The following is a 22,515-nucleotide window of genomic DNA, read 5'->3' on the forward strand; positions in this document are numbered from 1 at the left end:
CATCCTGCACGACCCACCAATGTAAAAAAGCGCCCTAAAGGCGCTTTTTTGCTATCTGCGGTATAACATCACTCTTCCGTCAACGTTGCTATCAACGACTTAATCGCCGGCGTCGCCTGCTTCTCGTCATACACCACATACAAATCTGCCGGTATACGTACCTGTAATGGACGAAATACCACACCGGGCCACTGCATTTGCGCATAGCTGTCAGCAGCTAACGTAATCCCCATTCCCATACTGATCATTGCCAGCACCGTCTGCGGTTCATCGGCTTCACGCACTATCATCGGTGAAAAACCGGCCTGCTGACACACTCGCTGTAAGAACGACCAGTCAGAATGCGCAGACGGCATAGTTACAAAGTACTCATTCTGCAGTTCGGTGAGCGCAATTGCGCTTTCCCCCACCAGCCGGTGATCCTCCGGCAGCGCAACCAGAAACGCCGCATCCCGTAAGCGGATACTGGTAAACCCTGCGGTGGGCTCGGTTGCCATTCGCCAGATCCCGACATCCAGCTCCCGACGCTCCAGCAGCGCCATTTGCATTACCGGCGACTTTTCGCGAAAGACGACATCAACGTTCGGATGCTCTTTCAAAAATGTGCGCATGACCGTGCGCACTTCGCTCCACATGGCGGTACCGACAATGCCCAGCGCAATCCGCCCCGCCTCACCCCGTCCAATTTGTTCGACCCGCGCCAGTGCCTGGTTTGCGCTGGCAAGCAGTCGACGGGACTCTTCCATCAATACTTTACCCGCATGGGTCAAGGCGACGCTTCGTGAGTGGCGAATAAACAGTAAGGTACCGAGCTGACTTTCCAGCTCTTTTATATGCAGGCTCAACGGCGGCTGCGACATATTGAGACGGGCCGCAGCCCGTCCAAAATGAAGTTCCTCAGCGACGGCCAGAAAATAGCGCAGCAGCTTGAGGTCGGTTCGGTAGACGCGTTCCATCAACACATATCCTGGCGATAACACTTATGCTCCCACCTTAAAGCCTTTCACCGCCTGCCGGGAAAACTTTAATGCGCAACTGTGCGCAACTCGCTGTTTTTACTGGTGTGGCGATAGTTAAAGCTGAAATAAAACACTACGGCGAGCACCAACGCATACGCCGCAAATACCAGCCAGATGGTCTGCCAGTCTTTCACCCCATCCACGGAGAAATAATCTACCGCCGCGCCGCTCAATACCGATCCGAAATAAGCACCGATACCGTTAACGGTCGTCATAAACAGCCCTTGCGCGCTGGCGCGGATATCAGCGCTTACCTCCTGTTCGACAAACACCGAACCGGAGATGTTGAAGAAGTCGAACGCGCAACCGTAGACCAGCATTGACAGCATCAACAGCCCGACGCCTGTCGCGGAAGGATCGCCATACGCAAAGAGTCCAAACCGCAGCATCCAGGCCACCATGCTCATCAACATCACGGTTTTTATGCCAAAACGTCGGAGGAAGAAAGGAATGGACAGGATGAACAGCACCTCTGACATCTGCGAGACGGAGAGCAAAATAGAAGGATATTTCACGATAAAGCTTTCCGCATACGCCGGATTACGCGCAAAATCATGCAGAAAGGGGCTACCGAAAGTATTAGTGATTTGCAGCACGGCGCCCAGCAGCATCGCAAACAAAAAGAACACCGCCATTCGGGGCTGTTTAAACAGGACGAACGCATTCAGGCCAAGTTTGCTTGCCAGCGTCGATGAGGTTTTATTCTTCGCCACCGGAATGGCCGGTAACGTCAGTGAATAGAGCGCCAGCACCAGCGACGCGGCAGCAGCAATGTAGAGCTGAATGTTGGTTAACTCTGCACCCATCAGGCTTATGGCCCACATCGCCACAATGAAGCCTACCGTGCCATAGACCCGCACCGTTGGAAAATGCGTCACCGTGTCCAGCCCTGCCTGCTCAAGACAGGAGTAGGAAATGGTATTCGAAAGCGCAATGGTTGGCATAAAGGCCATGGCATTAACCAGCATGACCCAGAACATCAGCCCCGGTTCATTGACCTGCGCGGCATAGCAAAGCGCAACGGCACAGACGAGATGGCAAATCACATATGCACGATCTGCCCGCAGCCACTTATCGGCAATAATGCCCACCAGCGAGGGCATGACGATCGCGGCAAGCCCCTTCGAGCTGTAGACCATACCCACGTCCGAGCCGGAAAAACCCAGGGTGTTAATCATGTAAGCGCCGAGAGTAACGAGCCAGCTTCCCCAGATAAAATATTGCATAAAGGACATCATCTTTAAGCGCGTCGTGATGTTCATACCCGATTCCTTATAGCAGAGTGGCCCTCACGGGCCACGATGTTGTTTCGCTCAGGCAAGCTGGCGCAGAAAACCGCAGATAAGATCGATGAAGTTCTGGCGAGAAAGTTCGGCGGCGGCAAGCGTTTGTTCATGCGACAGTTTTACATCGCTCAAACCTTCAGCAAGGTTGGTTATGGCCGAAACGGCGACCACCTTCAGGCCACAGTGGCGCGCCGAGATCACTTCCGGCACCACTGACATTCCCACCACATCTCCGCCGATGATCTGCATCATGCGGATCTCAGCCGCGGTTTCGAAGTTAGGGCCTGGATAAGAGACAAACACCCCTTCATGCAATGGAAAGCCCTTCTCGCTCGCCACGGTCTGCAGCAGGGCACGGCAATCTGCATCATAAGCATTGGCCAGCGAGAAAAAACGGTCGCCAAAACGGTCATCGTTCAACCCGACCATCGGGGTACCCGGCAGGGTGTTGATGTGGTCGCTGAGGGCAACCAGGCTTCCCGGTTCAACCTCCGGACGTAACGAACCGGCGGCATTGGTACTGAACAGCAGTTCGCAGCCCAGCAGTTTGAAGGTGCGGATTGCATCGGTCATGACGGCGATGCCGCGGCCCTCATAGAAGTGACCGCGCCCTTTCATGCAGGCGACCGGAACACCGGCAAGATGCCCCAACACCAGCTCACCGGCGTGACCGTGAACGGTGCTCACCGGGAAGCCCGGCAGTTTTTCATAGCTCAGTACCACAGCGTCAACAATCTGCTCGGCGAGCGCGCCAAGACCTGAGCCGAGAATAAACGCAACCCGCGGAGTGAAATCAGGTTTAGCGGCACGAATGATGTCGGCAGAGAACCAGGGATTATTCGAGAGGGTCATAAAAGCTCCTTGAGAATTAAGATCGCGATATCACCGATCGCATGACCTTAGTCTTATATCTGGAGCCTGCGGGTTACCTCCAATACACTTTCTCTGCACCATCAATACTGATTTGGTATCAATACCTTTCCCTGCCAGATATGGCAGTTTTGCTCAAGCTAATTGCGTTGGCGCCGATACCTCTGTTTTACAGCGAGAGGAAAAAGTATGACGACCATTCAGGCTACAACCCAGCCCATTCAAACCAGCGGTGGCGGGAGTCGTTCTTCCGGCGGCAACGATATCGCTGCCCAGATCAGCCGCATCACTGACAAGATAACCAAGCTGACTCAACAGTTAAAAGAGGTTGCGAACGGTTCCGGCAGTGCGGAAGAGAAGAAGAAACAGCAGGAGCTTATCCAGGTGCAAATCAAAGTGCTGCAGGCACAGCTCGCACAGCTGCAGCGCCAGCAGGCGGAAGAAGCACAGAAGAAACAAGAGCAAAGTCTGGTCAACGTGGAAGGTCCGAAGAACGCATCAGACAATCATCAAATAGACATTTACGTCTAACGCTCTGTTGAGTTAAACAGTGGATCGCGTATACGGGCCTCGGTTAATCGTTGCGCCTGGATACGCACCACTTCCCAGATAGCCTGCGCAGCCCCGGAGAGCGAACGGTTTTTTCGCCGTACCAGCATCAGTTTTCGCTCAATAGCAGGCGTCAGTCGCTTCACGACCAGACGGCTTCCCTGCGGCAAAGGGAGCGCCAGGGCGGGTAATACACTGATCCCTATGCCGGCCTCCACCATGGGAAACAGCGTTGCCGGGTGTCCAATCTCCTGCACAATGGTCGCCTTAACGCCCTGCGTCACCAGCGCAGAATCAATCAGCGGACGGCTGCCCGAGGCATAATCCTGTAATACCAGGTTCGCTCCCTGCAACGCCTGCCAGTGAACAGACGGCTGCGCGGCTAGCGGATCGTCGTCCCGGCAAAGCAACAGAAACGGCTCAGAAAGCACAATTTCACACTCCAGGTCACTCACCTGACCAGGATCGATAACAATACCAAAATCCACATCACCCTGACGGATGCTCTCCAGCACCCACTGCTGCGGCCTGTCATGCAAAACAAAATCGATATCCGGATAGCGATGATTACCCTCTGCAATACACTGCGGGATAAGGTGCGCGGATATCGTCTGGCTGGCCGCAACCCGCACGGTACCCGACAGCTGCTGTCCCAGTCGACCTACATCTCTGAGCGTACTGTTGAGTTCGTCCAGCAGCCGTTCAAGGCGCTGAGCCAGCTGCTGTCCGGCTTCCGTGAGCACGACTTCACGCGTGGTGCGATCGAGCAGCCGGACACCCGTCTGGCTCTCCAGCTCTTTCACGCTGTGGCTTACTGCGGACTGGCTCAGGCCGATGATCTCCCCTGCCCGACTGAAGCTGCGGGCATGGGCTACGGTGACGAAAATGCGAAGCTGGCGTAAGGAATAATTCATCTGTTTAATTCATGAATGGATGCAATAAATCAATTTTATTTCTCAAATGGAAAAAAGCACAATAGCGATATCTGTTTTCAGGAGTCATTATGAAACTATTTCGTATTCTTGATCCGTTTACGCTTACTCTGGTTGTCACGGTATTACTGGCCTCCTTCTTCCCCGCGCGGGGCGGGTTCGTTCCTTTTTTTGAAGGACTGACGACCGCGGCCATCGCGCTGTTGTTCTTTATGCACGGCGCAAAGCTCTCGCGCGAAGCCATTATTGCGGGGGGGAGCCACTGGCGACTGCACCTGTGGGTGATGTGCAGCACGTTCATCCTCTTCCCTGTACTCGGCGTACTGTTCGCATGGTGGGCGCCGGTGAATGTCGACCCGGCCCTTTATACCGGCTTCCTGTATCTGTGCATTCTGCCAGCCACCGTGCAGTCCGCTATCGCGTTTACCTCTCTGGCGGGCGGTAACGTCGCAGCCGCAGTCTGTTCAGCGTCGGCATCCAGCCTGTTAGGGATTTTCGTTTCGCCGCTGCTGGTGGGTCTGCTGATGAACATGCACGGTGCGGAAGGTAACCTGGAACAAGTAGGTAAAATCTGTCTGCAGCTGCTGCTGCCGTTTGTGCTGGGCCATCTCTCTCGTCCGTGGACGGGCGCGTTTGTTGCAAAGCACAAAAAATGGATCTCAAAAACCGACCAGTCATCGATTCTGCTGGTGGTCTATTCAGCCTTCAGTGAAGCGGTTGTGAATGGCATCTGGCATAAGGTGGGCGCAGGCTCGCTGCTGTTTATCGTGGTGGTCAGCCTTGTTCTGCTGGCGATTGTGATTGGCGTAAACGTCTTTGTGGCCCGCAAGTGCGGCTTCAACAAAGCCGATGAAATTACCATTGTCTTCTGTGGCTCGAAGAAGAGCCTGGCGAACGGCATTCCTATGGCAAACATTCTCTTCCCGACCTCAATGATAGGGATGATGGTACTGCCACTGATGATTTTCCATCAGATCCAGCTGATGGTCTGCGCGGTGCTGGCGCGTCGTTACAAACGCCAGACGGAAAAACAGGCGCAGGAAGAGACCCGCGCCGCGAAAGCTTAAGGACGTTTCAGGGGCTGAACCAACTGCGTCAGCCCCTCGGTTTTAATCAGTAACGTGATAGCCATCAGTTCACCCAGTCGTCCGGCCGGGAACCCATCCTTGCGGGCAAACCACAGCAAATAATCTTCCGGTAAATCAATCAGCCTGCGGCCTTTATATTTACCGAATGGCATCTCCGTGTTGGCGATCTCAACGAGCTGCTCTTTCTCCACGTTACTCTCCTAACAGGCGCATCATTTCCGCTTCGTCGATAACCTCAATGCCCAGCTCCTGAGCTTTAGCAAGCTTCGAACCGGCGGCTTCCCCGGCAATAACCAGGTCGGTTTTCTTCGACACGCTGCCTGCCACTTTTGCGCCCAGCGCAACCAGTCGCGCTTTAGCATCATCACGTGAAAGCTGGCTCAGGCTGCCGGTCAGCACGACCGTTTTGCCGGCAAACGGGCTGTCGATCTCGTCAGCGTTGACCACGACCGGAGCCGGCCATCTGATGCCCTCTTCCAGCAGCTTGCCGATCACCTCGCGGTTGCTCTCTTCGGCAAAGAAGTTAAAGACATGCGTCGCGACGACAATCCCCACGTCCGGGACTCTCTGCAGCTCGTCAATACTCGCTTTTTCCAGAGCTTCCAGCGTACCGAAATACGCCGCCAGCCCCGCCGCCGTAGCTTCGCCCACTTCGCGAATACCGAGCGCATAAAGGAATCGGGCAAAAGTCGTCTCTTTGGCAGCATCCAGGGCATTAACCACATTCTGGGCCGACTTCGGTCCCATGCGATCAAGACCCGTGAGTTTACCCGCGGTCAGTTTAAAGAGATCTGCAGGCGTATGAACATATTCTTTCTCAACCAGCTGATCGATAATTTTGTCACCCATTCCGTCGACGTCCATCGCCCGACGGGAAACGAAGTGCTTCAGTGACTCTTTACGTTGTGCCCCGCAGATTAAGCCACCCGTACAGCGAGCCACCGCTTCACCTTCAACGCGCTCAACGTCAGATCCGCATACCGGGCAATGCGTCGGGAACACGATGGCGCGCGTATCGTCAGGACGCTCTGACTCAACCACGTTCACCACCTGCGGGATAACATCGCCCGCGCGACGAATCACCACTTTGTCACCAATGCGCAGGCCGAGACGTTCAATTTCATCGGCGTTATGCAGCGTGGCGTTACTCACCAGCACGCCAGCAACCTGCACCGGCTCCAGACGGGCAACCGGGGTAATCGCGCCCGTACGGCCCACCTGGAACTCCACGTCACGGACAAAGGTCATCTGCTCCTGCGCCGGGAATTTAAACGCCACTGCCCAGCGAGGCGCGCGCGCCACAAAGCCTAACTGCTCCTGCAGCGCAAGTGAGTTAACCTTGATAACCACGCCATCAATATCAAAACCAAGCGTCGGGCGGTCTTCTTCCACTTTGTGGTAGAACGCCAGCACGGCTTCCGGGGAGTCGCACAGCTGAACACGGTTACTCACCGGCAGGCCCCACGCTTTAAACTGCAATAAACGTCCGAGATGGGTATCCGGCAGTTCACCGCCTTCCAGAATCCCGACGCCATAGCAGAAGAAAGTAAGCGGTCGCTTCGCGGTGATACGGGGATCAAGCTGGCGCAAGGAGCCTGCCGCCGCATTACGCGGGTTAGCAAACACTTTCCCGCCGGTACGGCGCGCCTCTTCGTTGATTTTCTCGAAGCCCGCCTGCGGGAGGAATACCTCACCGCGCACTTCCAGTCGGGCTGGAATATTATCCCCTTGCAGCTTCAGCGGGATCGCACGGATGGTGCGTACGTTGGTGGTAATGTCTTCACCCGTCGTACCATCACCCCGCGTCGCGGCACGCACCAGCACACCGTTTTCATAGAGAAGGCTGACCGCCAGACCATCCAGCTTCAACTCGCAGCACCAGGTCAGGGAGTCGCTGCTTTTGAGGCGATCCTGCACGCGCTTGTTAAACGCGAGGAAGCTCTCTTCATCAAAGACGTTATCCAGAGACAACATTGGGACTTCATGACGTACCTGACTGAAAGCACCCAGCGGCTCCGCGCCCACGCGCTGCGTGGGTGAGTCGGGCGTAATCAATTCCGGGTGCTGCGCCTCTAGCTCGCGCAGCTCGCGCATCAGACGGTCATACTCCGCATCCGGCACTTCCGGCGCGTCCATAACATGATAGAGGTATTCATGATGGCGAAGCGTGGTTCGCAGTTCAGTGAGTTGTTGTTCGATTGAGTCCATATCACACCATCAATGAGAAAAAACCCCCGACATGCGGGGGTTGAGGAGGAGTCGATGTAAACGCGATGATTACGCGTTGGCTTCCTTAACTTCGCGGATGCGGTCCTGATACTCGCGCAGTTTCTGCGGCGTCATCATACGACGCTGATCGTCGAGCACCACACCACCGACTTCGTCAGCAATGTGCTGCGCGGACTGCAGCATCAGCTTAAAGTTTTGCAGTTCGTCACCGTAGGACGGCACCTGCATGAAGATAGTGACACCCGGCGTCACGAAATCACCGGTCATTTCCGGGTCAAAGGTGCCAGGGTTGACCATATTGGCCAGGCTAAACAGCGCCGGACCGCTACCGTCAGGACTCAGGTGACGATGGAAAATATTCATGTCGCCAAACTTGAAGCCTGCCTGTTGAATGCTGTTAAGCAGGACATCGCCATTCAGGTGGGTGCCATGATGCGCAGCCACGTTCATGATGATGACCGCTTCTTTACGCTGCGGTTTTTCAACAACCGGTTCTGGCTCAACCACAGGCTCTGGTTCAACGAGCGGGGCCGGCGCAGGCTGAGGTGCAGGCTGCACGTGAACAGGCTGCTGCGGTTGGTATACCGGCTGCGCAGGCTGTTGTAGCGCGGGTTGCTGCACAGGCTGTTGCTGAACCGGCTGTGGCGCAGCAGGCTGCTGATGGACAGGCTGTTGCGGCGGCTGACGCACCGGCTCTTCTCCAGCCTGCGGCGCCTGCTGGCGCGGCTGTGCAGAAGCATACGGCGGTTGATACTGGTGCTGCGGAGGCTGACGAGGGGCTTCATGCTCCCCATGAGCCGCGCCGGGCGCAGTATTGACCCGATGAACACGAACCTCACCCACGCCGTCGTCGTCGCTTCCGTCGATGTCATTTTCACTGTCATCGTCATCACGACTGGACTTCATGCGCTTCAGTGGGCGATCGCGAAACATAGAGGAACGCTCTTTACGGCTGGTCCAGAAACCATGTACCAGTAAAGCGATTATGGCGATCGCGCCAACAATGATTAATATCAGACGCAAATCCTGCATCATTATATTCTCTGTTGTTCTAACACCTTGCCACCACGGCAAACATTTACTCACTAAGAGTATTTGCCGTTTACGTCAAGTGCAAGTGTGTGCAGAGCATTCACAGCATAAAGATGAACTAAATCGTGCTTTTTGCTGTTTTTTCGAACATTTCCGAACTGGTCATTGGTCCGTAAGTGGATAATATAGGCGGGCAATTCCACTGGTTGTGAAAAAAGGAGTACAGCCTGGTTATGGTTTCAACATCATCTTCTCCCCCGCGCAGCGGCGTCTGGTATTTTTCTCAGGGCTGGAAACTGGTCTCACTGCCGGGGATTCGTCGCTACGTCATTCTGCCGTTGCTGATTAACATTATCCTGATGGGCGGCGCGTTCTGGTGGCTGTTCACCAGACTGGAGAGCTGGATCCCTTCGCTGATGAGCCATGTGCCGGACTGGCTGCAGTGGCTGAATTACCTGCTCTGGCCGGTAGCGGTTATCTCCGTGCTGCTGGTGTTCGGCTACTTCTTCTCGACGATTGCAAACTGGATAGCTGCGCCGTTTAACGGCCTGCTGGCAGAACAGCTGGAAGCACGTCTTACCGGCGCAACGCCGCCGGATACGGGCATGCTGGGGATCATGAAAGATATCCCACGCATCATGAAGCGCGAATGGCAGAAGTTTGCCTGGTATCTTCCCCGCGCCATTGTGCTGCTTATCCTTTATTTTGTCCCTGGCGTCGGTCAGACGGTGGCCCCGGTGCTGTGGTTCCTGTTCAGCGCCTGGATGCTGGCAATCCAGTACTGCGATTATCCGTTCGATAACCACAAGGTGCCGTTCAAAACGATGCGCAGCGCCCTGCGCACGCAAAAAGTCGCGAATATGCAGTTCGGGGCGCTGACCAGTCTGTTCACCATGATCCCAGTGCTCAACCTGTTCATCATGCCGGTCGCCGTTTGCGGCGCAACGGCGATGTGGGTTGACTGCTACCGTGCTAAGCACGCGTTATGGAAGTAATGCAAAAATGTGTAAAAAGGGGGTGGCTTATGCCGCCCCTTATTCCATACTGATCCCCATTATTTCCTTGCAGTATATAGATATGCGAATTCCTTACTTCCCCCTACCTGTTCAACAGGTATGCTGGGACGGTATCCCAATTTCATACAGTTAAGGACAGGCCATGAGTAAGATTTATGAAGACAACTCGCTGACTATCGGTCATACGCCCCTGGTTCGACTGAACCGTATCGGTAATGGACGCATTCTGGCGAAGGTCGAATCACGTAACCCGAGCTTCAGCGTGAAGTGCCGTATCGGTGCAAATATGATTTGGGATGCTGAAAAACGTGGCGTGCTGAAGCCAGGCGTTGAGCTGGTTGAACCGACCAGCGGTAACACCGGTATCGCACTGGCCTATGTTGCGGCGGCGCGCGGTTATAAACTGACGCTGACCATGCCTGAAACCATGAGCATCGAACGTCGCAAACTGCTGAAAGCGCTGGGCGCGAACCTGGTGCTGACCGAAGGTGCCAAAGGCATGAAGGGTGCGATTCAGAAAGCAGAAGAGATTGTTGCCAGCGATCCGGCGAAATATCTGCTGCTGCAACAGTTCAGCAACCCGGCGAACCCGGAAATTCACGAAAAGACCACCGGCCCGGAAATTTGGGAAGATACCGACGGTCAGGTTGATGTATTTATCTCCGGTGTAGGCACCGGCGGAACCCTGACTGGCGTGTCGCGCTATATAAAAGGCACAAAAGGTAAAAAAGACCTGATCACCGTTGCCGTGGAACCAACCGACTCACCGGTGATCACCCAGGCGCTGGCGGGCGAAGAGATCAAACCCGGCCCACATAAAATTCAGGGTATCGGTGCCGGCTTCATTCCGGGCAACCTGGATCTGAAGCTTATTGATAAAGTGGTGACCATCACCAACGAAGAAGCTATCTCTACCGCACGTCGTCTGATGGACGAGGAAGGTATTCTGGCGGGCATCTCTTCCGGTGCTGCTGTTGCGGCAGCGCTCAAACTTCAGGAAGATGAGGCCTTTACCAATAAGAATATTGTGGTTATCCTGCCTTCATCGGGTGAGCGTTACTTGAGCACCGCACTGTTTGCCGATCTGTTCACTGAAAAAGAACTGCAACAGTAATGCCAGCATGTTAATAACGCGTAAAAAAGCACCTTTTTGGGTGCTTTTTTGTGGCCTGCTTCAAAGTTTTACCCCTCCTGGCATTGATTCACCCCGTTGGGTCTGGTATTTAAACCAGCAATTATTTTGATGCGTGAAATTAATCAGTGAACGAAATAGCCTTGCTGAATCGATTTTATGATTTGGTTCAAGTCTTGCTTTCGCTGCATAATGTTTAATGACGATCGAAACGTCAGCGCTAACAATACAGGCTAAAGTTAAGTCGCCAGGCTAGACTTTAGTTCCACAACACTAAACCTATAAGTTGGGGAAATACAATGTTCCAGCAAGAAGTTACCATTACCGCTCCGAACGGTCTGCACACCCGCCCTGCTGCTCAGTTTGTTAAAGAAGCGAAAGGCTTCACTTCTGAAATCACTGTGACTTCCAACGGCAAAAGCGCCAGCGCAAAAAGCCTGTTCAAACTGCAGACTCTGGGTCTGACTCAGGGTACCGTTGTCACCATCTCTGCTGAAGGTGAAGACGAGCAGAAAGCAGTTGAGCATCTGGTAAAACTGATGGCTGAGCTCGAGTAAGTTTCCGGGTTCTTTTAAATATCAGTCACAAGTAAGGTAGGGTTATGATTTCAGGCATTTTAGCATCCCCGGGTATCGCTTTCGGCAAAGCACTGCTGCTGAAAGAAGACGAGATCGTCATCGACCGGAAAAAAATTTCTGCCGACAAGGTTGATCAGGAAGTTGAACGTTTTCTGAGCGGTCGTGCCAAGGCATCTGCGCAACTGGAAGCAATCAAGACTAAAGCTGGCGAAACTTTCGGTGAAGAAAAAGAAGCCATCTTCGAAGGGCACATCATGCTGCTCGAAGATGAGGAGCTGGAGCAGGAAATCATAGCCCTGATTAAAGATAAAAGCATGACGGCAGACGCTGCTGCGCATGAAGTTATCGAAGGTCAGGCAACTGCCCTGGAAGAACTGGATGATGAATACCTGAAAGAGCGTGCGGCTGACGTACGTGACATCGGTAAGCGCCTGCTGCGCAACATCCTGGGTCTGGCCATTATCGACCTGAGCGCTATTCAGGATGAAGTCATCCTGGTTGCCGCCGATCTGACCCCGTCTGAAACCGCACAGTTGAACCTGAAAAAGGTCCTCGGTTTCATCACTGACGCGGGCGGCCGTACCTCCCACACCTCTATCATGGCGCGTTCTCTGGAACTGCCTGCCATTGTGGGTACCGGTAGCGTCACCTCTCAGGTTAAAAACGACGATTATCTGATTCTGGATGCCGTAAACAACGTGGTTTACGTCAACCCAACTAACGAAGAGATCGAAAAACTGCGCGCGGTTCAGGAGCAAGTTGCGACTGAAAAAGCGGAACTCGCTAAGCTGAAAGACCTGCCAGCCATCACTCTGGACGGTCATCAGGTTGAAGTGTGCGCAAACATCGGTACCGTACGTGACGTCGATGGCGCTGAGCGCAACGGCGCGGAAGGTGTGGGTCTCTATCGTACTGAATTCCTGTTCATGGACCGTGACGCGCTGCCAACTGAAGAAGAACAGTTTGCTGCGTACAAAGCTGTGGCTGAAGCGTGTGGCTCTCAGGCGGTTATCGTCCGTACCATGGATATCGGTGGCGACAAAGAGCTGCCGTACATGAACTTCCCGAAAGAAGAGAACCCGTTCCTGGGCTGGCGTGCGATTCGTATCGCGATGGATCGTAAAGAGATCCTGCGCGATCAGGTTCGCGCTATCCTGCGTGCGTCTGCTTTCGGTAAACTGCGCATCATGTTCCCGATGATCATCTCTGTTGAAGAAGTGCGTGCACTGAAGAAAGAGATCGAAATCTACAAACAGGAACTGCGCGACGAAGGTAAAGCATTTGACGAGTCAATTGAGATCGGCGTGATGGTGGAAACACCTGCGGCGGCGACCATTGCGCGTCATTTAGCCAAAGAAGTTGATTTCTTTAGTATCGGTACCAATGATTTAACGCAGTACACCCTGGCAGTTGACCGTGGTAATGATATGATTTCACATCTCTACCAGCCAATGTCACCGTCCGTACTGAACTTGATCAAGCAAGTTATTGATGCTTCTCATGCAGAAGGTAAATGGACTGGCATGTGTGGTGAGCTTGCAGGCGACGAACGTGCTACACTTCTGTTGCTGGGTATGGGTCTGGACGAATTCTCTATGAGCGCCATTTCCATCCCGCGCATTAAGAAGATTATCCGTAACACGAACTTCGAAGATGCGAAGGTGTTAGCAGAGCAGGCTCTTGCTCAACCGACAACGGACGAGTTAATGACGCTGGTTAACAAGTTCATTGAAGAAAAAACAATCTGCTAATCCACGAGATGCGGCCCAAATTACTGCTTAGGAGAAGATCATGGGTTTGTTCGATAAACTGAAATCTCTGGTTTCTGATGATAAGAAAGACTCCGGAACTATTGAGATTGTTGCTCCGCTCTCCGGCGAGATCGTCAACATCGAAGACGTGCCGGATGTAGTGTTTGCTGAGAAAATCGTTGGTGATGGCATTGCTATCAAACCAACTGGCAACAAAATGGTTGCTCCAGTTGACGGCACCATCGGTAAAATTTTTGAAACCAACCATGCGTTCTCTATCGAATCTGATAGCGGTATCGAACTGTTCGTTCACTTCGGTATCGACACCGTTGAACTGAAAGGCGAAGGCTTCAAACGTATCGCGGAAGAAGGCCAGCGTGTTAAAGTTGGCGACCCGGTGATTGAATTCGATCTGCCACTGCTGGAAGAAAAAGCCAAGTCTACCCTGACGCCGGTTGTTATCTCCAACATGGACGAAATCAAAGAACTGATCAAACTGTCTGGCAGCGTCACCGTGGGTGAAACCCCGGTTATCCGCATCAAGAAGTAATTCTTGCCGCACAGAAAAATGGCGCCTTCGGGCGCCATTTTTGTTTATGCGGGCAGGATAAGCTCGTCGTAGCCTTTCGACTGCGTATAAATCATCACATCTGTGACGCGGTCTCCTGCCATGCGAATCGCATCGGCAACGGTTTTGCCCTCAACGATCCCGCTCACCAGCTCTGAACAGAAGAGGTCGCCCGTGCCTTTCAGGTCCGTTTCAACACGCGGATGCGCACTGACGGTCACACCGTCTCGGGTAACCAGCACCACGTGAATATTCTCCGGATCGTCCGCCACCGGCGCACTGGTGATGGCCACCCATTTCAGCGTGTCGGAAAGTAACCCCTGCGCTGCCGCTATAGCGCTTTCAGGCGTACGACACGGCTTACCGCTTAGCACTTCCAGCTCAAAGACGTTAGGCGTGATCCCCTGCGCCAGTGGCAGCAGGTACTCCCGATACGCCTCAGGGATATCAGGTTTCACATACATCCCACTGTCAATATCGCCAATAACGGGGTCAACCAACACCAGCAGGTCAGGATGCTGCGCTTTGATCGTGGTGAGCCACTGCGCCAGGCATTTTATCTGGCTGGCGCTGCCCATGTAGCCCGTGGTAACGGCTTTAAGCTCGCGCAGGATCTCGCGCTCTTCCAGCGCCTTAAGATACCCGCTGAACCACTCATCGGGGATCACGCCACCGTAAAAGGTATCGTAGTGCGGCGTGTTGCTGAACAGCACGGTCGGCACGGCGGTGACGGTCAGCCGGTGGGTACGAATGTTCGGCACCGCAATGCTGTTCCCCACGCTGCCGTAAACCACCTGCGACTGTACCGCGACAATATCGGTTTGCTGCGCCCGGGTGTTATCCCGGAATAAAATCATCTCCATGACGCTTAAATCCCCGCCCCCTGCGTATAACTCTCTTCACCAAAGACGCCGGTAGAAAGATAGCGATCGCCGCGGTCGCAGATAATCGCCACCACGACAGCCCCGGGATGTGCCTGCGCAACACGCAATGCTCCCGCTACCGCGCCACCCGAGCTGACCCCGCAGAAGATACCTTCACGCACGGCCAGTTCACGCATCGTATTCTCCGCCTCGCGTTGATGAATATCCAGCACCTGATCCACCAGCTGGGCGTTATAAATGCCCGGCATGTATTCCGCCGGCCAGCGGCGAATACCCGGTATGCTGCTCCCCTCTTCCGGCTGCAGACCCACAATCGTTACCGCCTTTTCCTGCTCGCGCAGAAAACGGGATACGCCGGTAATGGTCCCTGTCGTGCCCATGCTGGAGACGAAGTGAGTGATGCGCCCGTTGGTCTGCTGCCAGATTTCCGGACCGGTAGTGGTGTAGTGAGCGTACGGGTTATCCGGGTTATTAAACTGATCGAGCAGTTTGCCTTCACCGCGTTCGGCCATGGCTAGCGCCAGGTCGCGCGCCCCTTCCATCCCCTCTTCTTTAGAGACCAGAATCAGTTCGGCACCATAGGCGCGCATCGCCGCACGGCGCTCCTGGCTCATGTTATCGGGCATCAGCAACGTCATGCGATAGCCTTTCAGCGCGGCAATCATTGCCAGCGCAATACCGGTGTTACCGCTGGTGGCTTCAATCAGCACGTCGCCGGGCTGAATTTCACCGCGTTTTTCGGCCTGCACAATCATGGACAACGCAGCCCGGTCCTTCACCGAACCGGCAGGGTTATTGCCTTCGAGTTTGACCCAGATTTCGCTGCCGTTGTCCGGCCCCATGCGCTGAAGTTTGACCAGAGGGGTGTTGCCGATGGTGTGTTCTAATGTGTTCAAGATCGCTGTCCAATAAAAAGCCCGGTGGCGCGCAGCGCTCCGGGCATACGGAGATCATATTCCAGACCGGCTAAGCGCAGCGCCTCCGGTCAAACTACGTGTCATTAACCTATCAGGCTGACTCCGCCAGAGCAATATCCTCGCGCGTCTCTATGCGCTCATTGCCATGATAAATACGGGCATGCTGCAGCCCAACAAACAGGCGTTCGCCCCGGTACGGCGGCTCGTCATCACGCATCACCACCGTCAGCGGCTCGGTATACCAGCCCAGCGGTTGTACCACCAATTGGGTGTAGTGCCCTTTAGGGCTAGCTTCCAGCACCTGCACCGGCAGCGGTGAATCCAGACTCGTCCGGCGGCTCACGTCCACTTCCCAGGGACGCAGGAACAGATCGACCGGCCCCTGATGTGCGGAGGTGTATCCCAGCGGCCAGCGGTGTGCGCCCACGTGGAATTGCCCACCGCGGATGGTGCCCTGCAGCCGGTTAACTTCGCCCATAAACTCGAGGACAAATCGGGTCGCCGGTTCACGCCAGAGCTGCTCTGGTTCATCAACCTGCTCGATGTTCCCCTGGCTCATCACCACCACGCGGTCCGCGACTTCCATCGCCTCTTCCTGATCGTGGGTGACGAAGACGCTGGTGAATTTCAGCTCTTCATGCAGCTGACGCAGCCAGCGGCGTAACTCTTTACGCACCTGCGCATCCAGCGCGCCAAACGGCTCATCCAGCAGCAGAATTTGCGGCTCAACGGCCAGGGCCCGCGCCAGCGCGACGCGCTGCTTCTGGCCGCCGGAAAGCTGCGCCGGGAAGCGGTCAGCCAGATGCGCAAGCTGTACCATCTCCAGCAGTTTGGTCACTTTCGCTTTGATGGTGGCCGCATCCGGGCGCTCGCGGCGAGGCAGCACAGTCAGACCGAAAGCGATGTTATCGAACACGGTCATATGGCGGAACAGCGCGTAATGCTGGAACACAAAGCCCACTTTACGGTCGCGGGCGTGCAAACGGCTTACGTCGGTACCGTGAAAACGAATATGTCCGCTGGTCTGATGCTCAAGCCCGGCGATAATGCGCAGCAGCGTGGTTTTACCCGAGCCAGACGGCCCGAGCAGTGCCACCATTTGTCCGGAAGGGATATCCAGCGAGATATCATTCAGCACCTGGGTGCGACCAAAAGACTTCTTAATATTGGCAATCTCAATGCTCATGATTTCCCTCCTGGTGCTGACGTTTTTCCTGGTTCTCTAAACGCCACTGCACCACACTCTTCAAAAACAGGGTCAAAATCGCCATCAGCGTCAGTAACGCTGCGGCAGTAAAGGAACCGACGGTGTTGTAGTCCTGTTCCAGTAATTCAATCTGTAACGGTAACGACAGCGTTTCGCCGCGGATGGAGCCCGAGACGACCGAAACTGCACCGAACTCGCCAATGGCGCGGGCATTGGTCAGCACGACGCCGTAGAGCAGCGCCCAGCGAATATTCGGCAGCGTCACGCGGCGGAACATCTGCCAGCCGGATGCGCCCAGCAGAATTGCTGCTTCATCTTCGTTGCTGCCCTGGCTTAACATCACCGGGACCAGTTCGCGCACCACAAACGGACAGGTTACAAACACCGTGACCAGCACCATGCCCGGCCAGGCAAACATGACCTGCAGGTTATGCTCATCCAGCCAGCCGCCCAGCGGGCCGTTAGAGCCGTAGAAGAGCAGATACACCAGACCGGCCACTACCGGCGACACGGCAAACGGGATATCCAGCAGGGTCAGCAGCAGCTGACGTCCCGGGAAGTTAAAGCGCGTTACCAGCCAGGCCAGCAGCGTACCGAACACCAGGTTGACCGGCACCGTGATAAGTGCAATCAGTACGGTCAGCCAGATGGCGTGCAGCATATCCGGGTTCGCCAGGTTTTCCAGCGCGGGCATCAACCCCTTGCTGAACGCCTGAACAAAAATATAAATCGTCGGCACGACGAGAATGAAGGCGGACACCAACACGCCCGTACCAATCAGAAACCATTTTCCCCAGTTGATACGGGGAGCATCGTATCGCTTCAATTGAGTAACTTCCGCCATCAGTGACCTACCACGCGTCGACCAAAGCGACTTTGCAGAGTGTTAATTGAGTAGAGCAGCAGCAGCGATGCGGCAAGAATGACCGAGGCAATCGCGCTCGCCGCCGGGTAATCAAACTCCTGCAAGCGGATAAAAATCATCAGCGAGGTGACTTCGGTTTTCCACGCAATGTTCCCGGCAATGAAAATAACCGCGCCGAACTCACCGAGGCTACGGGTAAACGACAGCGCGATACCGGCCAGCAGCGCCGGAGAAAGCTCAGGCAGGACGACCTTGCGGAAGCTCTGCCAGCGCGTGGCACCCAGCGTTTCCGCCGCTTCTTCATATTCAGGGCCTAATTCTTCGAGCACAGGCTGCACGGTGCGTACAACAAAAGGAATACTGGTAAACGCCATCGCGACCGCGATACCGAGCCAGGTATAGGTCACTTTGATATCAAGCTTCGCCAGCCACTCACCGTAAAATCCGTTCACGGAAAAGAGCGAGGCAAGGGTTAACCCCGCCACCGCCGTCGGCAGCGCAAACGGCAGGTCCATTAACGCGTCGAGCAGCGTACGGCCCGGGAAACGGTAGCGGGTTAAGATCCACGCCATCAGCAGGCCAAAGGCCCCGTTAAAAATGGACGCCACAAACGCCGACAGCAGCGTCACCTTATAGGCTGCGACGACCTGCGGGTTGGTTATCACTTCCCAGTACTGCGCCCAGCTCATTTGCGCAAGCTGCATCACCAGCGCGCTGAGCGGCAACAATAAGATCAGGCAGACGAACAGCAGGCTGGTCCCGAGGCTTAAGGTAAAGCCCGGCAGCACACGTCTGGTAGAGACTGCAAACATTACTTACGCCCCGTCGCTAGCAATTTGTCTAACTCACCGCCGCTGGCAAAATGCGTTTTCATGACATCAGGCCAGGAGCCGAAATGGTCTTCCACGCGGAACAGCTCGGTCTGCGGGAATTTATCCTTCAGTTTGTTCATCACATCCGGGTTATTCACGCGGTAGTAGTAATCGGTAATGATCGTCTGCGCCTGTGGGCTGTACAGGTAGTTGAGGTAAGCTTTTGCCGCTTTCTCTGTGCCGTTGGACTGCACGTTTTTATCTACCCACGCTACCGGGAACTCGGCGAGGATATTGGTTTTCGGGATAACGACCTCGAAACCCTGCGCCTCGTACTGTTTGCGGATATTATTCACTTCCGACTCAAAGCTGATCAGCACATCGCCCAGGCCGCGCTCTGCAAAGGTCGTGGTCGCGCCGCGACCGCCGGTATCAAACACCTCGACGTTTTTCAGGAACTGGGTCATGAACTGCTCGGTTTTCGCTTTATCGTTACCGTCAGCTTTGTCCGCCGCGCCCCACGCTGCCAGATAGGTATAGCGCGCGTTACCGGAGGTTTTTGGATTCGGGAAAATCAGCTTCACGTCGGAACGCACCAGGTCATTCCAGTCGTGGATATTTTTCGGGTTGCCCTTACGCACCAGGAAACCCATGGTGGAGTAGAACGGTGAGCTGTTGTTCGGCAAACGACTCTGCCAGTCAGCGGCGATCAGCTTGCCTTTGTCGTGCAGGATCTGCACGTCAGTGACCTGGTTATAGGTCACCACATCCGCTTTCAGCCCCTGGAGAATGGCCAGCGCCTGCTTGGACGACCCTGCGTGTGACTGTTTAATGGTCAGCTTGTCGCCGTTGTTGTCTTTCGCCCACTGCTGTTCAAACGGTGGGTTAAGGGCGGCAAACAGCTCGCGGGAAACATCATACGAACTGTTCAGCAGCTCAGTAGCCTGCGCCTGTGCCACCAGCAGCAAACCTGCCAGTGCCAGCGATCCTTTTTTCAGTACAGTAACGGCCATTGCGCACCCTTATAAATGTGATGACTATCTTATAGTCATAATATTTATAACGAGGACGAAAGGAGTAACGGTTTTATATACCGTTTGGTGATTTACAAGCAGAAAAGAGAATAAGGGTGCAGCCCGTCGTGGTCCGCACCCCAGCCCTCTCCGTGCGGGAGAGGGTGGACAGCACTTACAGCGCCAGCAGACGCTCGACGGACGGGGCGAAGTAGTAGCCGCCGGTCACCGGTTTGGTGAAGCGCAGCATGGCGTCACGCTTGCCGTCGGTATCGCCAAACATGCTCAGCAGTTGCTGTTCGATGTTATGCAGGCGCGCGCAGTACGCACAGAAGTAAAGACCGTGGGTACCGCTTGCTGTGCCGTATGGCAGGCTCTGGCGAACAATCTTCAGACCTTTCCCGTCTTCCTTGAGGTCAACGCGGCTCAGGTGAGAGGTGACAGGACGGGCATCGCCGTCGATCTCTTCGTTGGCCTCTTTCGTACGGCCAATCATCATCTCCTGGTCATGCACGCTCATGCGGTTCAGCTGCTTGAGGTTGTGCTCCCAGCGCTGGACGAACACATAGCTGCCGCCCGCGTCGACACCGTCTTTGATCACCGCCACTTCACGACGCGTCTCTTCACCCGCCGGGTTTTCAGTTCCGTCAACGAAGCCGCTCAGGTCGCGTTCTTCCACCCAACGGAAACCGTGGATCTCTTCCTGAACGTCAATGCTGTCACCAAAAGCCGCAACCGCCGCCTGGGCAACAGAGAAGTTCACATCATGACGCAGCGAGAGAATGTGGATCAGCACGTCGAACTGCGTTGCGGGTGCCAGGCCTTTACCGTAAGGGATAAAATCCTTCAGCTCTTCGGCGCCTTCGCCACCGCTCAGTTGACGCCAGACGTTATGACCAAAGGCAACGACCGCGCCCAGATGGGCGTCCGGGAATTTGGCCTGGAAGGTGGCCAGCTTATCAACGAACGCTTTACTGGCCGCACGCAGGGCATCCACATCCCCTTTAACATTGGCTTCAATCCAAATCGCCGCGCGGCAATGTTCTGGCAAAATGCCACTCTGAACCTGAGACATCGCTCCTCCTGAAATAAAGATGCCACGTCAGCGTGGCATTGATGGCGGCTATTATACCCGTATTTCAGCGAGACGGTTTGTCCAGGCGCAAATTACTGCTTCCAGATAATTTTGCTCACTTTCCAGCTTTTCAGCGTGTCGTCAGACGGCATTAAACCTTCCGGACCACTCCAGGTACCGGTGAAGAGATAGCTGATGTGCTGGCTGCCCTGCGCTTTACATTCCACCGCCACGCCGTCGTCAGACGGGGCACTGGTGCAGTTGCCGAAGGCCTGTTTATAGAGTTCGCTAAACGGGGTTCCCACTTTCACACCGCTTTCGGTTGGGATGTCGTCGTCCATCACAGCAATGCGGTTTACCGTGCCTTTATCACCGTTAATCACCAGCGCCAGCGTGTCACCCTTCAGCGCTTCGAAATAACGCACGATATTGCCGTTTTCTGTTTTCATGCCGCTGCGCAGGCGATAACCGCCACCCAGTGCATCCTGAAGGGCGTCCTGATCCAGCGCCGTCGCGGCGGTAATTTTACCCACGCCCTGCTCGGTCACTTCCGTTGAAGAGCCAAACCAGTTCCACGGATAGGCCGCAGACCAGTTAATTGATGAGAGCGTTGAACAGCCGGTTAACGCCAGCGGGAGAGCGCATAAAAGTAAACGCAGCGATTTCATTGAAACGTCCTTACGTGTTAAATCAACGCTTGTTGGAGTGCGGTATCGGCAAAAAGTGCCAGGTTAATCTTCCTGATGCGTAAAACAGGCGCGAAGGCGGGGATTCGTCAGCAGCCACAGCAGCGCCACGATATCCGCTACGACCAGCGCAATACCGATCCCCGTAAGCGGTTCACCGCCCCACCAGAGCACCGGTTGCCAGACGAGCAGCGCAAGCTGAGCGAGGATCAGCAGCCAGCGAAGCACACCCCACAGACGCGGGATCGTATGCCGTCGCCCGCTGCATAAAAACGCCATCACTGCCGGTACGCCCGGCAGCAAGCCGAGCCAGAAGGCATCGTGATCGGGATAAAAGAGCGTCAGAAGGGTATCGCCCTGCCCGCGCGACGCGGCGGCCATCACAAACAGCACCCAGGTACGGGCCTGCAGCAGCAGAACGCACCAGAACAAAAAGGGCAGCCTGACACGCCCTTGCGCATCATAATCTGCCGGATGGATCTCAGTACTCTTCATCTTCTATCAGGCGCTTACCTAAGCTCAGTACGTCCGCGTGTTCATAACCCAGGCGTTCATACATGCCCAGCACCACGTCGTTATCTTCCCGCACCATGATCTGAATCTTCGGGCAGCCGCGGGCAATGAGTTTCTTTTCCAGCCGATTGAGCAGCGCATTGGCGATGCCGCGCGCACGAAATTCCGGGTGCACGCCCAGATAATAGGCCGAGCCGCGATGGCCATCGTACCCGCCCATCACTGTTCCCACCACCTCGCCGTTGACTTCTGCCACCAGAAACAGACTGACGTCGTGATTCAGCTTACGTTCAATATCCATTTCCGGATCGTTCCACGGACGCAGCAGATCGCAGCGCTCCCAAAGGGTGATCACCTCTTCGAAATCTTCCTGGCGAAAAACGCGTATCTCCATGGTATTAACCGCCTTTTCGGGTTTAAAAACAGTGATTATGGCGTGAACATCGCGTTTAGCCAATAACCGGGGAAAAACTCGCCAAAATTTGGCATAATG

Annotated in this window: 24 protein-coding genes; 7 read left to right on the forward strand and 17 right to left on the reverse strand. The window is 54.9% G+C overall.

Annotated features, from left to right (window positions below; all coding sequences use genetic code 11):
* Positions 1–68: 68 nt before the first annotated feature.
* From JTA15_RS11325 to xapA, 3 genes are all read right to left on the reverse strand, one after another.
* Complete coding sequence (locus JTA15_RS11325) at positions 69–956, reverse strand: LysR family transcriptional regulator (RefSeq protein ID WP_020883096.1); 888 nt, start codon at positions 954–956, stop codon at positions 69–71.
* 68 nt (positions 957–1,024) lie between these two features.
* The gene (locus JTA15_RS11330; protein WP_219372299.1) at positions 1,025–2,281 is read right to left on the reverse strand and encodes a nucleoside permease; all 1,257 of its coding nucleotides are present in this window, start codon (positions 2,279–2,281) and stop codon (positions 1,025–1,027) included.
* 51 nt (positions 2,282–2,332) lie between these two features.
* Complete coding sequence (xapA, locus tag JTA15_RS11335; protein WP_014171078.1) at positions 2,333–3,157, reverse strand: xanthosine phosphorylase; 825 nt, start codon at positions 3,155–3,157, stop codon at positions 2,333–2,335.
* 207 nt (positions 3,158–3,364) lie between these two features.
* Between xapA and JTA15_RS11340 the strand changes: the two genes are divergently transcribed.
* A complete protein-coding gene (locus JTA15_RS11340; protein ID WP_020883093.1) occupies positions 3,365–3,706 on the forward strand; it encodes a FlxA-like family protein in 342 nt (113 codons plus the stop codon).
* Here JTA15_RS11340 and JTA15_RS11345 read toward each other — a convergent pair.
* Positions 3,703–4,638: a LysR family transcriptional regulator gene (locus tag JTA15_RS11345; RefSeq protein ID WP_014171080.1), complete on the reverse strand. Its 936-nt coding sequence runs from the start codon at positions 4,636–4,638 to the stop codon at positions 3,703–3,705. The two genes, JTA15_RS11340 and JTA15_RS11345, sit on opposite strands and share 4 nt — an antisense overlap.
* Before the next feature lie 89 nt (positions 4,639–4,727).
* On the opposite strand from JTA15_RS11345, the gene JTA15_RS11350 reads away from it, so the two are divergent.
* On the forward strand, positions 4,728–5,723 hold the full coding sequence (locus JTA15_RS11350) for a bile acid:sodium symporter family protein (protein WP_014171081.1): 996 nt from the start codon (positions 4,728–4,730) through the stop codon (positions 5,721–5,723).
* Here JTA15_RS11350 and JTA15_RS11355 read toward each other — a convergent pair.
* From JTA15_RS11355 to zipA, 3 genes are all read right to left on the reverse strand, one after another.
* Positions 5,720–5,935: a DUF3820 family protein gene (locus JTA15_RS11355; RefSeq protein WP_014171082.1), complete on the reverse strand. Its 216-nt coding sequence runs from the start codon at positions 5,933–5,935 to the stop codon at positions 5,720–5,722. The two genes, JTA15_RS11350 and JTA15_RS11355, sit on opposite strands and share 4 nt — an antisense overlap.
* 1 nt (position 5,936) lies before the next feature.
* Complete coding sequence (gene ligA / locus JTA15_RS11360) at positions 5,937–7,952, reverse strand: NAD-dependent DNA ligase LigA (protein WP_025203500.1); 2,016 nt, start codon at positions 7,950–7,952, stop codon at positions 5,937–5,939.
* Between the two features lie 69 nt (positions 7,953–8,021).
* Positions 8,022–9,008 carry a cell division protein ZipA gene (gene zipA, locus JTA15_RS11365; protein ID WP_219372301.1) on the reverse strand — a complete coding sequence of 329 codons (987 nt, stop codon included), beginning with the start codon at positions 9,006–9,008 and terminating at the stop codon, positions 8,022–8,024.
* Positions 9,009–9,238: 230 nt separating this feature from the next.
* Here zipA and cysZ point away from each other — a divergent pair, with 230 nt between their 5' ends.
* The 5 genes from cysZ (at position 9,239) to crr (ending at position 14,032) form a co-directional block, all read left to right on the forward strand.
* The gene (cysZ, locus tag JTA15_RS11370) at positions 9,239–10,000 is read left to right on the forward strand and encodes a sulfate transporter CysZ (protein ID WP_014171085.1); all 762 of its coding nucleotides are present in this window, start codon (positions 9,239–9,241) and stop codon (positions 9,998–10,000) included.
* A 163-nt stretch (positions 10,001–10,163) separates the two neighbouring features.
* Complete coding sequence (cysK, locus tag JTA15_RS11375; RefSeq protein ID WP_020883087.1) at positions 10,164–11,135, forward strand: cysteine synthase A; 972 nt, start codon at positions 10,164–10,166, stop codon at positions 11,133–11,135.
* 317 nt (positions 11,136–11,452) lie between these two features.
* Entirely contained in the window at positions 11,453–11,710 is a 258-nt protein-coding gene (gene ptsH / locus JTA15_RS11380; RefSeq protein WP_000487600.1) for a phosphocarrier protein Hpr, read from the forward strand.
* A gap of 44 nt (positions 11,711–11,754) precedes the next feature.
* The gene (ptsI, locus tag JTA15_RS11385) at positions 11,755–13,482 is read left to right on the forward strand and encodes a phosphoenolpyruvate-protein phosphotransferase PtsI (protein WP_014171087.1); all 1,728 of its coding nucleotides are present in this window, start codon (positions 11,755–11,757) and stop codon (positions 13,480–13,482) included.
* Positions 13,483–13,522: 40 nt separating this feature from the next.
* Entirely contained in the window at positions 13,523–14,032 is a 510-nt protein-coding gene (gene crr, locus JTA15_RS11390) for a PTS glucose transporter subunit IIA (protein ID WP_003861316.1), read from the forward strand.
* A 44-nt stretch (positions 14,033–14,076) separates the two neighbouring features.
* On the opposite strand, the gene pdxK is transcribed toward crr, so the two are convergent.
* From pdxK to JTA15_RS11440, 10 genes are all read right to left on the reverse strand, one after another.
* Positions 14,077–14,913, reverse strand: coding sequence for a pyridoxine/pyridoxal/pyridoxamine kinase (pdxK, locus tag JTA15_RS11395; protein ID WP_025203495.1), 837 nt, complete (start codon positions 14,911–14,913; stop codon positions 14,077–14,079).
* Positions 14,914–14,918: 5 nt separating this feature from the next.
* A complete protein-coding gene (gene cysM / locus JTA15_RS11400; RefSeq protein WP_014171089.1) occupies positions 14,919–15,830 on the reverse strand; it encodes a cysteine synthase CysM in 912 nt (303 codons plus the stop codon).
* A gap of 112 nt (positions 15,831–15,942) precedes the next feature.
* Complete coding sequence (gene cysA, locus JTA15_RS11405) at positions 15,943–17,037, reverse strand: sulfate/thiosulfate ABC transporter ATP-binding protein CysA (protein ID WP_014171090.1); 1,095 nt, start codon at positions 17,035–17,037, stop codon at positions 15,943–15,945.
* Positions 17,027–17,902: a sulfate/thiosulfate ABC transporter permease CysW gene (gene cysW / locus JTA15_RS11410; protein WP_020883085.1), complete on the reverse strand. Its 876-nt coding sequence runs from the start codon at positions 17,900–17,902 to the stop codon at positions 17,027–17,029. Before cysW ends, cysA begins: the two co-directional genes overlap by 11 nt.
* The gene (gene cysT / locus JTA15_RS11415; RefSeq protein WP_020883084.1) at positions 17,902–18,735 is read right to left on the reverse strand and encodes a sulfate/thiosulfate ABC transporter permease CysT; all 834 of its coding nucleotides are present in this window, start codon (positions 18,733–18,735) and stop codon (positions 17,902–17,904) included. The genes cysW and cysT overlap by 1 nt, the downstream gene beginning before the upstream one ends.
* Complete coding sequence (locus tag JTA15_RS11420) at positions 18,735–19,748, reverse strand: sulfate ABC transporter substrate-binding protein (protein WP_219372303.1); 1,014 nt, start codon at positions 19,746–19,748, stop codon at positions 18,735–18,737. Before JTA15_RS11420 ends, cysT begins: the two co-directional genes overlap by 1 nt.
* Positions 19,749–19,923: 175 nt before the next feature.
* Positions 19,924–20,823, reverse strand: a complete 900-nt coding sequence (locus JTA15_RS11425) for a Dyp-type peroxidase (protein ID WP_014171094.1) — start codon at positions 20,821–20,823, stop codon at positions 19,924–19,926.
* A gap of 92 nt (positions 20,824–20,915) precedes the next feature.
* A complete protein-coding gene (locus tag JTA15_RS11430) occupies positions 20,916–21,491 on the reverse strand; it encodes an RpoE-regulated lipoprotein (RefSeq protein ID WP_020883081.1) in 576 nt (191 codons plus the stop codon).
* Positions 21,492–21,554: 63 nt separating this feature from the next.
* Complete coding sequence (locus JTA15_RS11435) at positions 21,555–22,004, reverse strand: DUF2919 domain-containing protein (RefSeq protein ID WP_219372305.1); 450 nt, start codon at positions 22,002–22,004, stop codon at positions 21,555–21,557.
* A complete protein-coding gene (locus JTA15_RS11440; protein WP_020883079.1) occupies positions 21,991–22,416 on the reverse strand; it encodes a GNAT family acetyltransferase in 426 nt (141 codons plus the stop codon). Before JTA15_RS11440 ends, JTA15_RS11435 begins: the two co-directional genes overlap by 14 nt.
* Positions 22,417–22,515: the final 99 nt, after the last annotated feature.

The sequence above is a fragment of the Enterobacter sp. BIDMC 29 genome (assembly GCF_019378755.1).
Lineage (GTDB): Bacteria > Pseudomonadota > Gammaproteobacteria > Enterobacterales > Enterobacteriaceae > Enterobacter > Enterobacter ludwigii.